10 protein-coding genes are annotated in these 11898 nt (G+C 71.0%); 1 reads left to right on the plus strand and 9 read right to left on the minus strand.

Annotated features, from left to right (window positions below):
• The 9 genes from JANGC3_RS0115960 to ada all read right to left on the minus strand — a co-directional run bounded on the left by JANGC3_RS0115960 (nucleotide 1) and on the right by ada (nucleotide 11016).
• Nucleotides 1-1506, minus strand: a complete 1506-nt coding sequence (locus JANGC3_RS0115960; RefSeq protein WP_017877495.1) for a glycine betaine ABC transporter substrate-binding protein — start codon at nucleotides 1504-1506, stop codon at nucleotides 1-3.
• A 60-nt stretch (nucleotides 1507-1566) separates the two neighbouring features.
• On the minus strand, nucleotides 1567-2793 hold the full coding sequence (hutI, locus tag JANGC3_RS0115965; RefSeq protein WP_017877496.1) for an imidazolonepropionase: 1227 nt from the start codon (nucleotides 2791-2793) through the stop codon (nucleotides 1567-1569).
• 103 nt (nucleotides 2794-2896) lie between these two features.
• The gene (locus JANGC3_RS0115970; protein ID WP_017877497.1) at nucleotides 2897-3478 is read right to left on the minus strand and encodes a HutD/Ves family protein; all 582 of its coding nucleotides are present in this window, start codon (nucleotides 3476-3478) and stop codon (nucleotides 2897-2899) included.
• Between the two features lies 1 nt (nucleotide 3479).
• The gene (locus JANGC3_RS0115975) at nucleotides 3480-4841 is read right to left on the minus strand and encodes a formimidoylglutamate deiminase (RefSeq protein WP_026133055.1); all 1362 of its coding nucleotides are present in this window, start codon (nucleotides 4839-4841) and stop codon (nucleotides 3480-3482) included.
• The gene (gene hutG / locus JANGC3_RS0115980) at nucleotides 4838-5626 is read right to left on the minus strand and encodes an N-formylglutamate deformylase (protein ID WP_017877499.1); all 789 of its coding nucleotides are present in this window, start codon (nucleotides 5624-5626) and stop codon (nucleotides 4838-4840) included. Before hutG ends, JANGC3_RS0115975 begins: the two co-directional genes overlap by 4 nt.
• Nucleotides 5627-5681: 55 nt before the next feature.
• Nucleotides 5682-7241 (minus strand): histidine ammonia-lyase, encoded by a 1560-nt coding sequence (gene hutH / locus JANGC3_RS0115985; RefSeq protein ID WP_017877500.1) that lies wholly within the window; start codon nucleotides 7239-7241, stop codon nucleotides 5682-5684.
• Nucleotides 7242-7306: 65 nt separating this feature from the next.
• Nucleotides 7307-9019, minus strand: a complete 1713-nt coding sequence (hutU, locus tag JANGC3_RS0115990) for a urocanate hydratase (RefSeq protein WP_017877501.1) — start codon at nucleotides 9017-9019, stop codon at nucleotides 7307-7309.
• Nucleotides 9020-9232: 213 nt separating this feature from the next.
• Nucleotides 9233-9949: a 2OG-Fe(II) oxygenase gene (locus JANGC3_RS0115995; RefSeq protein ID WP_017877502.1), complete on the minus strand. Its 717-nt coding sequence runs from the start codon at nucleotides 9947-9949 to the stop codon at nucleotides 9233-9235.
• Nucleotides 9946-11016 carry a bifunctional DNA-binding transcriptional regulator/O6-methylguanine-DNA methyltransferase Ada gene (gene ada, locus JANGC3_RS0116000; protein WP_017877503.1) on the minus strand — a complete coding sequence of 357 codons (1071 nt, stop codon included), beginning with the start codon at nucleotides 11014-11016 and terminating at the stop codon, nucleotides 9946-9948. The genes JANGC3_RS0115995 and ada overlap by 4 nt, the downstream gene beginning before the upstream one ends.
• A gap of 152 nt (nucleotides 11017-11168) precedes the next feature.
• On the opposite strand from ada, the gene hutC reads away from it, so the two are divergent.
• Entirely contained in the window at nucleotides 11169-11888 is a 720-nt protein-coding gene (hutC, locus tag JANGC3_RS0116005; RefSeq protein ID WP_017877504.1) for a histidine utilization repressor, read from the plus strand.
• The last annotated feature ends 10 nt before the right edge of the window (nucleotides 11889-11898 follow it).

The following is an 11898-nucleotide window of genomic DNA, read 5'->3' on the forward strand; positions in this document are numbered from 1 at the left end:
TTAGCGGCGGGCGCGCGCGCCGGCCCCGGCGTAGCGTTCGACCAGCTCGAACAGGCCCTGGGCGAGCAGGGCCAGCAGCGCGGCCGGAATCGCCCCGGCCAGCAGCATGTCGTTGTCGTTCAACGCCAGGCCGATGGTGATGCGCTCGCCGTAGCCGCCGGCGCCGATGAAGGCGGCGATGGTGGCGGTGCCCACGCTCATCACCGCCGCCGTCTTGACGCCGGCCAGTATCACCGGCAGCGCCAGCGGCAAATCCACATATAGCAGGCGTTCGCGGCGGCGCATCCCCAGCGCCAGCGCCGCCAGTCGCAAACCGCGCGGCACTTGCAGGATGCCGGTGCAGGTGTTGCGCACGATCGGCAGCAAGGCGTAGACGAACAGCGCCACCAGCGCCGGCGCCGTGCCGATCATGCCCAGCAGCGGGATCAGCATCGCCAGCAAGGCCAGCGACGGCACCGTTTGCAACACGCCGACCAGCGCCAGCACGCTTTGCCGCAGGCGCGGCACGAACGCCGCCAGCACGCCCAGCGGTATGCCGACCGCGCAGGCCAGCGCCAGCGACAGCAGCACCAGCGTGACGTGCTGGCGCGTCAGGGTCCAGAAATTGTCGTCGAATATCTTTTCCAGCAGGCCGCGCCCCGCCCCGCCCCGTTGCGGCGCGGCCGCCCGGCCGGACGCCAGCCATTCCGCGGCCACCGCGGCGAAACTCTTGCCGCCGATCTCCACCGCGGCGTTCATGGCCACCATGTCGGTGCCCTTGATGCTGCCCTCCAGCCCCTGCAGCGACCGCCAGGCGGCCGGGAAGCGGCGCGCCACGTCGAGCCGGTACAGCAGCACCGCGTCGTAGCGCGGGAAATACGCCAGGTCGTCGGCCAGCACGCGCAGGCCGTACTGCTGGATCTTGGCGTCGGTCGAATAGATGTCGATGACGTCGACTTGCCGCTGCGCCAGCGCCGCGTAGGCGATGCCGTGGTCGAGGCCGCTGGGCCGCTGCGCCAGGCCGTAGCGCGCCGCCAGGCCGGGCCAGCCGTCGGCGCGGCCGATGAATTCCTGCGACAGGCCGAATGTCAAGCCGGGCTGGCCGGCCAGCTGGCTCAGGCTGGCAATGCCGGCGGGGGCGTCGGCGCGCATCGCCAGCGCGTAGGTGTTGTTAAAGCCCAGCGGCACCGCCACGCCCAGCCCGAGCGGCGCCAGTTCGCGGCGGATCTGTTCCAGCGAGGCCGGTTGGGCGTGCTTGAGGATTTCGTTGTCGATGGTGCCCAGGTATTCGGGGTAGAGGTCGATATTGCCCGAGCGCAGGGCGGCCAGCACGATGGCGGTGTTACCCAGGCCCTGGTGGTGCTCGGCCGGCGTCAGCGACGCCGCGCGCTGGGTCAGGATTTCGCCGAGGATGTAGGACTCGGTGAAGCGCTTCGAGCCGATTTTCAGCGTGTCGGCGGCGGCGCCGGCGGCGCTGAAGCACAGTAGCAGGGCGAACAGGCAGGTGAAGGTGGGTTTGGCGCGCACGCGTGCTCCAGAGTGGTGCCGGCGCGCCGCCGCGTTGCGGGCAACGTGGCGGCGCGCCGGTCAGGCCGGCAAGCTTACCACTGGTTCGCGCCAGACGCCGCCGTTGACGACGCCGCGGCAGGGATTGAAGCCGATCGCGTACGCCAGGTCGGCCGGGCGGGCGATGTGCCACAGCGCGAAGTCGGCGCGCTTGCCCAGCTCCAGGCTGCCGACCTGCGTCTGCAAACCCAGCGCCTTGGCGGCCTGGATGGTACAGCCGGCCAGCGCCTCCCGCGGCGTCAACCGCCACAGGGTGCAAGCCATGTTCATCGCCAGCAGCAGCGAGGTCATCGGCGAGGTGCCGGGGTTGCAGTCGGTCGCCACCGCCAGCGCCACGCCGGCGGCGCGCAGCGCGGCCACCGGCGGCGGCTGGGTGTCGCGCAGGAAGTAATAGGCGCCCGGCAGCAGCACCGCCACCGTGCCGTGCGCGGCCATGGCGGCGATGCCGGCCGGCGTCAGGTGCTCCAAATGGTCGGCCGAGAGGCCGTCGTAGCGCGCCACCAGCTCGCTGCCGCCCTGGTCGGACAACTGCTCGGCGTGCAGCTTGACCGGCAGCCCGTGCGCGCGCGCGGCGCGGAACACGCGCTCGGTCTGGGCGGCGGAAAAGCCGATCCGCTCGCAGAAGGCGTCGACCGCGTCGACCAGGCCGGCGCCGGCCAGCGCCGGCAGCATCTGTTCGCACACCAGGTCGATGTAGGCGTCGGCGCGGCCGGCGTACTCCGGCGGCAGCGCGTGCGCGCCGAGGAAGGTGGTGGCCACCGCCACCGGCAGCACCTGGCCGACGCGGCGCGCCACCCGCAGCATTTTCTCCTCCGACTCCAGCGACAGGCCGTAGCCGGACTTGATTTCCAGCGTCGTCACGCCCTCGGCCAGCAGGCTGGCCACGCGCGGCAGGCTTTGCCTGAGCAGCTCGTCGTCGCTGGCGGCGCGGGTCGCCCGCACCGTCGACATGATGCCGCCGCCGGCCTTGCTGATGTCCTCGTAGCTGGCGCCGTTCAGGCGCGCCTCGAATTCGTCGCTGCGGTTGCCGGCGTGGACGATGTGGCTGTGGCAGTCGATCAGGCCGGGCGTCAGCCAGCAGCCGCCGCCGTCGACCACCGGGCAGGCGCTGGCGGGCAGCGCGGCGCGCGGCCCGAGCCAGGCGATGCGGCCGTCCTTGACGGCGATGGCGCCGTCAAGGATCTCGCCGTAGCCGTCGACCATCGTGGCCAGGTGAACATTCGTGTAGAGCACGTCCCAGGTTTGCATGCTTGCCGCCTTTAATTGTCGGGTGGTGGGTGAGCCGGGGTCGGACCTTCGCGCCTTGGCGCCCGGGCTCTGGCCCCATTTTTTCGCCGCCGCGGGTTTGGTTTCAGGTGATCAGATCGGCGACGAAGACGGTCGCGCCGGCGCCGGCGCCGGCGGCCAGCGACCAGTGCATGGCGTCGTCGGCGTCGAGCAGCAGCGCGTCGAACAGGCCGAGCGTGTATGCGCGCGCGCCGGCGCGCGCCACCACGGCGCCGCCGTCGGCGACGAACAGCAGCGTGGTCGGGCTGCGCCGCGCCAGTTCGGCCGGTACGCTGACGCGTTCGAGCTGGTGGCGGCAGCGGCTGCGCCGGGTCATCACGTTGAAGTCGGTGGTGATCGACGCGACGTCGGCGTGCACCGCCGCCTCGCCGGCGAACCACAGCAGCGGGTTGGCGGCGCTGAGCGTGATGCGGCGCTCGCCGTCCAGCGTCAGCGTGACGCCGTCGCCGGCCACCAGGCACAGGCTGCGGTCGATGCCGGGGAAGACGGAGAAGGCGCCGCTGCGGGCGATCGTCGCCAGGCTGATGCGCCAGTCGAAGTCGTCGAAGCCCGCGCCGCGCGGAAAGACGGCGACCTCGGTGGTGCTGCCGCCGCCGTTTTTCCACGGCGCCGCCACCAGGTCCGCATGGGCGATGAACCGGGCCATGTCAGAACCGCCGCAGTTCGGCCAGCGTGCGCTTGTAGCGCGCGGTGATGGCGTCCTGCGCCACGTGGCGCTGCCCGCGCACCACCCAGCGGCCGCCGGCCAGCACGTCGCGCACCAGGTTGTCGTTGCCGCAGAAGATGAAGCTGCCCAGCACATCCTGCAGCGCGGCGCCGCACAGGTTCGGGTGCTCGTCGTCGAGCACGATCAGGTCGGCGCGCCTGCCGGCCGCCAACGCGCCCAGGCGCCGCCCCGAAGCCTGCGCGCCGCCCTGCAAGGCGCCCTGCCAGAGGAAGTCGCCGACATGGCGCTGGCCGTCGCTGTGGGCGACGTTGCGGCGGCGCTGCTGCAGGCGCTGGCCGTACTCCAGCCAGCGCAACTCCTCCACCGCGCCCTGCGAAATGTGGCTGTCGCTGCCGATGCCGAAACGCCCGCCGGCGGCGAGGAACTCGGGCAGCGGGAACATGCCGTCGCCCAGGTTGGCCTCGGTGGTCGGGCACAGGCCGGCCACCGCCCCGCTGGCGGCCAGGCTGTCGACCTCGTCGCGCAGCAGGTGGGTGGCGTGCACCAGGCACCAGCGCTGGTCGACGGCGACCTGGTCGAGCAGCCATTGCACCGGACGGCGGCCGCACCAGTCCAGCGACTGCGCCACTTCCTGCTGCTGCTCGGCGATGTGGATGTGCACCGGGCGCGCCGCCGGCAGCGCCAGCAGCACCTCGTTGATCTGCGCCACCGAGGCGGCGCGCAGCGAGTGCGGCGCGAAGCCCACTTCGGTCTGGCCGTCGCGCAGCGGCGCCAGCGCCTCGACGATCTTCAGCACGTCGTCGGGATTGGTTTTAAAACGGCTCTGCTCCGGCTTCAAGGGCACTTCGCCGAAGCTGGAGTAGCTGTACAGCACCGGCAGCATGGTGATGCCGATGCCGCTGTGGCGCGACGCCGCGACCACCCGCTCGGCCGTCTCGGCCGGGCGCGCGTACATGGCGCCGCCCGGGTCGCGCTGCACGTAGTGGAACTCGCACACGGCGGTGTAGCCGTGGCGCAGGCACTCGGTGAACAATTGCGCGGCGATGGCCTCGATGTGCTCGGGCGTGATGTTGCGCGCGAAGCGGTACATCAAGTCGCGCCAGGTCCAGAAGCTGTCCGGGCTGTCGCCAGCCTTCTCGGTCTGGCCGCCCAGCGCGCGCTGGAACGAGTGCGAGTGCAGGTTGACCATGCCGGGCAGGACGTAGCCGGCCGCTTCGACGCCGGCCGGCCGCGTAACGCCGGCGGCCACCGCCAGCAGGTCGCCGGCGTCGTCCCACTCCAGCAGCACGTCCTTTTGCCAGCCGTCCGGCAGCAGCGCGTGGCGCGCGAACAGCGCGCTCACCGGCGCGCCCAATCGGCGGCGGCCGTGGTCATCTGGCGCAGCAGGCCCTGCACCCGCGCCGCCAGGTCGGGGCGGTAGCCGAACGGCGCCGCCTCGTCCATGTACAGGCACTGGCACATCTCCAGCTGGATCGCGTGCACGTTCGCGCCGGGCTGGCCGTAGTGGCGCGTGATGTGGCCGCCCTTGAAGCGGCCGTTCACCGCGACGCTGAATTCGTCCTGCGCCCGCGCCAGGCCGACCACGGCGTCGCGCAGGCCGGGCGCGCAACTGGCGCCGTCGGCGGTGCCGAAGTTCAGGTCGGGCAGCTTGCCGTCGAAGAAGCGCGGCACCACCGAGGCGATCGAATGCGCGTCCCACAGCACCACGCTGCCGTGGATGCGCAGCATGCGCTCAAGCTCGGCCTGCAACTGCGCGTGGTAGGGGCGCCAGTAGCGCTGCAGGCGCTGCTGCACCTCGGCCTCGCCCGGCTCGCGCCCCGGCAGGTACAGCGGCGCGCGGTGGAAGGTGTCGACCGGGCACAGGCCGGTGGTGTCCTGGCCCGGATATAGATTGGTGTTTTCCTGCGGACGGTTCAGGTCGACCACATAGCGCGACCAGCGCGCCGACAGGGTCGAGGCGCCCATCTCGCGCAAAAAACCGTACAGCTCGACCAGGTGCCAGTCGGTGTCGGCCTTGTCCAGCGCGGCGGGCGTGAAAGCGGCCGCGACGTCGTCCGGGATGTCGGTGCCGACGTGCGGCATCGACACCAGCAGGGGGATGCTGCCCGCGTTAAATCGGAAGTCCATGATGTAGTCTCCTTGCGCCCGGACCAAACGGTCCGGGCTCTACTCTACCTACTTATTAAGCGTACAGGGGAACGAACAGGCCGTGGCAAGATGCGCTCAGCTCGCCCGTCACCACCATCTGCTTGGCCGCCTCGATGTCCGGCGCGAAAAAGCGGTCGGCGTCGAAGAAGGCCACCTTCTGGCGCAGCTGCGAATGCACGTGCTCCAGCTGCGGCGAGGTCTTCAAAGGACGGTGGAAGTCGATGCCCTGCGCGGCGGCCAGCAGCTCAATGCCGACGATGACGGCGGTGTTGTGCGCCATGTCGTCCAGGCGGCGGCCGGCGTAGGTGGCCATGCTGACGTGGTCTTCCTGGTTGGCCGAGGTCGGCAGGCTGTCGACGCTGGCCGGATGCGCCATCGACTTGTTCTCCGACGCCAGCGCGGCGGCCGTGACGTGGGCGATCATGAAGCCGGAGTTCACGCCCGGGTCGCGCACCAGGAACGGCGGCAGCCCGGACAGCGTGGCGTCGATCAGCAGCGCGATGCGGCGCTCCGACAGCGCGCCGATTTCGGCGATCGCCAGCGCCAGCGTGTCGGCCGCGAAGGCCACCGGCTCGGCGTGGAAGTTACCGCCCGAGACGATCTTCGCCAGGCCGTCGCCGGCTTCCTGGAAGATCAGCGGGTTGTCGGTGACGGCGTTCGCCTCGATCAGCAGGGTGCGCCCGGCGTTGACGATCAGGTCCAGGCAGGCGCCCATCACTTGCGGCTGGCAACGCAGGCTGTACGGGTCTTGCACGCGCTCGTCGCCGACCAGGTGCGAGGCGCGGATGGCGCTGTTGGCCACCAGTTGGCGGTACACGCCGGCGGCGGCGATCTGGCCGGGCTGGCCGCGCACCGCGTGGACGCGGGCGTCGAACGGCGCGTCGCTGCCCTTGGCGGCGTCGAGCGAGAGCGCGCCCGTGACCATGCCGGCCTCCAGCAGGCGCTCGGCCATGAACAGGCCGTGCAGCGTCAGCGCGGTCGACACCTGGGTGCCGTTGATCAGCGCCAGGCCCTCCTTCGCCGCCAACACCACCGGCGCGATGCCGGCCGCGTTCAGCGCGTCGCTGGCCTGCATGATCTCGCCGTGCACGCGCACCTCGCCCACGCCCAGCATCGCCAGCGTCATGTGCGCCAGCGGCGCCAGGTCGCCGGAGGCGCCCACCGAGCCCTTGGCCGGGATGGCCGGCATGACGCCGGCGTTGTACAGGGCGATCAGGGTGTCGACGATCAGCGGGCGCACGCCCGAATAGCCGCGCGCCAGGCTGCCGATTTTCATCAGCATGACCAGGCGCACCACGGCGTCGGAGATCAGCTCGCCGGTGCCGACCGAGTGCGACAGGATCAGGTTGCGCTGCAGTTGTTCCAGCTTGTCGTCGGGGATGCGGGTCTTGGCCAGCAGGCCGAAGCCGGTGTTGATGCCGTAGGCGGCGTCGCCCTTGGCGACGATGGCGCGCACGGCGGCGGCCGAGGCCTCGATCACCGGATAGGCGTCCGCCGCCAGGCTCAGCGCGGACGGCGCCGCCCATTCGGTGCGCAGGTCGGCCAGCGTCATCGCGCCCGGGTTCAGGGTCCAGCTCTTGTTGCTGCTTTTCATAGTCGTTCTCTCTCTATATATATGTAGGTGTGCGGTGGCGTGCGGCGTGCGCTCTAGTTACGCGCTCACTTGATCATCGGCAGGTTCAGGCCGTTGCGCTTGGCGCAGGCGGCCGCGCTTTCGTAGCCGGCGTCGGCGTGGCGCATCACGCCCGAGCCGCTGTCGTTGACCAGCACGCGCGCCAGGCGCTTGGCCGCCGCGTCGGTGCCGTCGGCAACGATGACCATGCCGGAATGCTGCGAGTATCCCATGCCGACGCCGCCGCCGTGGTGCAGCGAGACCCAGGTGGCGCCGCCGGCCGTGTTCAGCATGGCGTTCAGCAGCGGCCAGTCGGAGACCGCGTCGGTGCCGTCCTTCATGCTCTCGGTTTCGCGGTTCGGGCTGGCCACCGAGCCGGTGTCGAGGTGGTCGCGGCCGATCACCACCGGCGCCTTCAGCTCGCCGTTGCGGACCATCTCGTTGAAGGCCAGGCCGGCGATGTGGCGCTCGCCCAGCCCCAGCCAGCAGATGCGCGCCGGCAGGCCCTGGAAGGCGATGCGCTCGCGCGCCATGTCGAGCCAGTGGTGCACCTGCTTGTGCTCGGGGAACAACTCCTTGATCTTGGCGTCGGTCTTGTAAATGTCTTCCGGATCGCCCGACAGCGCCACCCAGCGGAACGGCCCGCGGCCCTCGCAGAACTGCGGCCGGATATACGCCGGCACGAAACCGGGGAAGTCGAAGGCGTTCTCGACGCCGTGGTCGAGCGCGACCTGGCGGATGTTGTTGCCGTAGTCGACCGTGTGCACGCCCATCGCGTGGAAGTCCAGCATCGCCTGCACGTGCGCGGCGCAGGAATCGGCGGCGGCGGCGCTCAGGCGGGCGTGGCGCTCGGGGTCTTGCTGCGCCGACTTCCAGTCCGACACGCTCCAGCCGCGCGGCAGGTAGCCGTTGATCAGGTCGTGCGCCGAGGTCTGGTCGGTGACCAGGTCGGGCACGATACCGCCGGCCTTGGCGCGCTTGACCAGCTCCGGCAGGATCTCGGCGGCGTTGCCCAGCAGGCCGATGGAGATCGCCTCCTTGCGGTCGGTGTGGTACTTGACCAGTTCCAGCGCCTCGTCGATGCTGCCGGCCTGCTTGTCGAGGTAGCGGGTGCGCAGGCGGAAGTCGATGCTGCTCTGCTGGCACTCGATGTTCAGCGAGACGGCGCCGGCCATGGTGGCGGCCAGCGGCTGCGCGCCGCCCATGCCGCCCAGGCCGGCGGTGAGGATCCAGCGCCCGCCCCAGTCGCCGCCGAAATGCTGGCGCCCGGCTTCGGCGAAGGTTTCATAGGTGCCCTGGACGATGCCCTGGGTGCCGATGTAGATCCAGCTGCCGGCCGTCATCTGGCCGTACATGAACAGGCCGGCGCGGTCGAGTTCGTTGAAACGCTCCCAGTTGGCCCACTTCGGCACCAGGTTGGAATTGGCGATCAGCACGCGCGGCGCGTTCTCGTGGGTCTGGAACACGCCGACCGGCTTGCCCGACTGGATCAGCAGGGTCTGGTCGTCCTCCAGCTCGCGCAGCGAGGCCAGGATCTGGTCGAAGCACGCCCAGTTGCGGGCGGCGCGGCCGATGCCGCCGTAGACCACCAGATGCTTGGGGTTTTCCGCCACTTCCGGGTCCAGATTGTTTTGCAACATGCGATAGGCCGCCTCGGCGCCCCAGTTCTTGCAGCTCATCTCGGTGCCGCGCGGAGCGCGGATCTCGCGGCTGGCGTCATAGCGCGGGTCTTGGTCCAGGCTGCTCGTTTGCTTGTTCATATCGTCTCCTCGGATTGGGTGGGAAGTGGGCGCGAACGCTCCTTGCATGCTGAAAGGATAGGTTGTCTATACAACTAAGTCAACCAGTTTTTTGTGTTAAAAACCAACGGCGCGGGGTTCGGGGGGCAGACCCGCGGGGTCCGACCCCGGCTCCCTGCCTGGGGTTTTGGCTGGTTTTGGCGGCGCGCGGCCGGTCAACGCGACACGCCGGGCTCAGGCGGCGTCGTGGAAGATGATGCCGAGGGTGTGGCGCAGGCCGCCGCGCAGGCGCGAAACGCCGTGGCGCATGTTGACGCGGTAGCTGCCGCGCGCGCCGTTGACCGGGCGGTGGAATACCGGAAACAGCAGCAGGTCGCCCTGCGCCAGCGGCACCACGTCGACGCGCGATTGCATCCGCGGGCGCTGTTCGGTCAGCACGAACTGGCCGCCGTCGAAGTCGACCCCGGGCCGCGACAGCAGCAGCGCCGCCTGCAGCGGGAAGACGTGTTCGCCGTACAGGTCCTGGTGCAGGCAGTTGTAGTCGCCTTCGCGGTATTCCAGCAGCAGCGGCGTCGGCCGGGTTTGGCCGGCGCCGTGGCAGCGCGCCAGGAAGTCGGCGTGGGCGCCCGGAAAGCGCGGCGCCAGCCGCATCGCCTGGTACCAGCGGTTGGCGATCGCCGCCAGCGGCGGATACAGCGCCGCGCGCAGCGCCGCCACCGGCGCCGGCAGCGGGTAGGCGAAGTACTGGTATTCGCCGCGGCCGTAGCCGTGCCGCTGCATCACGACGCGGCTGCGAAAGCGCGCCGGCTCGGCGTAGGCCGCCGCCAGCGCCGCGCATTCGGCCGGCGCCAACAGGCCCGGCGCGAGCGCCCAGCCGTGGCCGTCGAGGTCCTCGGCCAGGCGCGCCCAGTCCAGCGCCGCCACCCGCGCGCCCAGGTCGGCGCCGCTCATTTGCCGGCCTCGCGTTCCAACAGCGCCTGCTTGCGCTCGACGCCCCAGCGGTAGCCCGACAGCGAGCCGTCCTGGCGCACCACCCGGTGGCAGGGGATCGCCACCGCCAGCGCGTTGGCGGCGCAGGCGCCGGCCACCGCGCGCGCGCCCTTCGGCGCGCCGACCAGTTGCGCCAGTTCGGCGTAGCTGACGGTGCGCCCGGACGGGATCTCGCGCAGCGCCTGCCAGACCCGTTGCTGGAAGGCGGTGCCGCGCACGTCGAGCGGCAGGTCGAGGCCGATTTCCGGCGCCTCCACCAGCGCGACCACGCGCGCCACGGTTTGTTCGAACGCCGCCTCGGCGCCCAGCAGTTCGGCGCGCGGGAAGCGGTCTTGCAGCTCGCGCGCCAACGCCTCCGGGTCGTCGCCCAGCAGGATCGCGCAGATGCCCTTGTCGGTCGCCGCCACCAGGATCGCCCCCAGCGTGCAGGCGCCGATGGCGAAGCGGATCGCCGCGCCGCTGCCGCCGGCGCGGAAGGCCCGCGGCGTCATGCCCAGCAGCGCCGGCGCGCTGGCGTAGAAGCGGCCGCTGGAGTTGAAGCCGGCCGCGTACAGCGTCTCGGTGACGCTGCCGGCGCGCTCCTTCGGCTGCGCCAGCGCGGCCTGCACGCGGGCGCCGCGGCGCGCCGCCGCGTAGGCCTTCGGCGTGATGCCGGTGTGCGCCTTGAAGACGCGGTGGAAGTGGAAGCGGCTCATGCCGGCCGCCAGCGCCAGCGCCTCCAGGTCGAGTTGTTCCGGCGCGGCGTCGATCAGGCGGCAGACCTGGGCGACAATGGCGGCGCGGCGCTCGGCCAGCGGCGGCTGCTCCGGCTTGCAGCGCAGGCAGGGCCGGAAGCCGGCCGCCTCGGCCTCCTCGCGGCTGGCGTGGAAGGCGACGTTGCGGCGCAGCGCGGCGCGCGCCGCGCACGAGGGCCGGCAGTACACGCCGGTGCTGCGCACCGAATAGTAGAAGGCGCCGTCGGCGTGGCTGTCGCGCCGCTGCACCGCGGCCCAGCGCTGCTCCTCGCTGGCGTAGACTGTGTCGTTCATGGCGTGCTCCCGGCGGATGGTAAGGAATGGCTCCATGATAGCGAGCCGGCGCGCCGCGCACACCCCGGCGCTTGCTTTTGAATCGCGGCGCCGCCGCGCAATGCTAGAATCGTTACCGGCCACGCCCCCCCGGGCGGCATTCGGAGAGACCATTGGACGATCAAGCTGCACAGGACAACCTGCCCATTTTTCAGCGCATCAAGGACTATTTGCTGGCCGAGATCGCCGCCGGCCGCTGGAGGGAGGGCGACGTGATCCCCTCCGAGCAGGCGCTGGTGAAGCAGTTCGGCGTCTCGCGCATGACCGTCAACCGCGCCGTGCGCGAACTCACCACCGAGCAGGTGCTGACGCGCCGCCAGGGTTCCGGCACCTATGTCGCCCAGCAAAAATACCAGGCCACGCTGCTCGAGATCAAGAGCATCGCCGACGAGATCCGCGCCCGCGGCCACGTCCACCGCAGCAGCCTGCAACTGCTCGAGCGCGCCAAGGCCGGCGAGCCGCTGGCCAAGCAGTTCGCGCTGGCGCCCGAGCTGGCGCTGTTCCATTCGCTGATCGTGCACTATGAAAACGGCGTGCCGATCCAGGTCGAGGACCGCTGGGTCAACCCGGCCCTGGCGCCCGACTACATGGTGCAGGATTTTTCCGCCATCACGCCCAACGAGTACCTGATGGCCGCCGCGCCGCTGCAGGGCGCCACCTACAGCATCGAGGCGCTGTCGCCGCCGCGCGACATCGCCGACATGCTGGCCGTCGACACCCGCCAGGCCTGCCTGGTGCTGCGCCGCCAGACCCGCTCGGGCGGCCAGGTGGCCTCGATCGCGACCATGTGGCACCCCGGCCACCGCTACCAGTTCGCCGGCAGCTTCGCCTAGGCGCGCGGCG

The organism is Janthinobacterium sp. CG3, assembly GCF_000344615.1.
Classification (GTDB): domain Bacteria; phylum Pseudomonadota; class Gammaproteobacteria; order Burkholderiales; family Burkholderiaceae_D; genus Janthinobacterium.

Bases quoted from the DNA above. Each gene is read 5' to 3' on its own strand.
- hutH (WP_017877500.1), bottom strand. From the start codon at position 7,241: ATGAAAAGCAGCAACAAGAGCTGGACCCTGAACCCGGGCGCGATGACG.
- ada (WP_017877503.1), bottom strand. From the start codon at position 11,016: ATGAACGACACAGTCTACGCCAGCGAGGAGCAGCGCTGGGCCGCGGTG.
- JANGC3_RS0115995 (WP_017877502.1), bottom strand. From the start codon at position 9,949: ATGAGCGGCGCCGACCTGGGCGCGCGGGTGGCGGCGCTGGACTGGGCG.
- hutG (WP_017877499.1), bottom strand. From the start codon at position 5,626: ATGGACTTCCGATTTAACGCGGGCAGCATCCCCCTGCTGGTGTCGATG.
- hutI (WP_017877496.1), bottom strand. From the start codon at position 2,793: ATGCAAACCTGGGACGTGCTCTACACGAATGTTCACCTGGCCACGATG.
- JANGC3_RS0115970 (WP_017877497.1), bottom strand. From the start codon at position 3,478: ATGGCCCGGTTCATCGCCCATGCGGACCTGGTGGCGGCGCCGTGGAAA.
- hutU (WP_017877501.1), bottom strand. From the start codon at position 9,019: ATGAACAAGCAAACGAGCAGCCTGGACCAAGACCCGCGCTATGACGCC.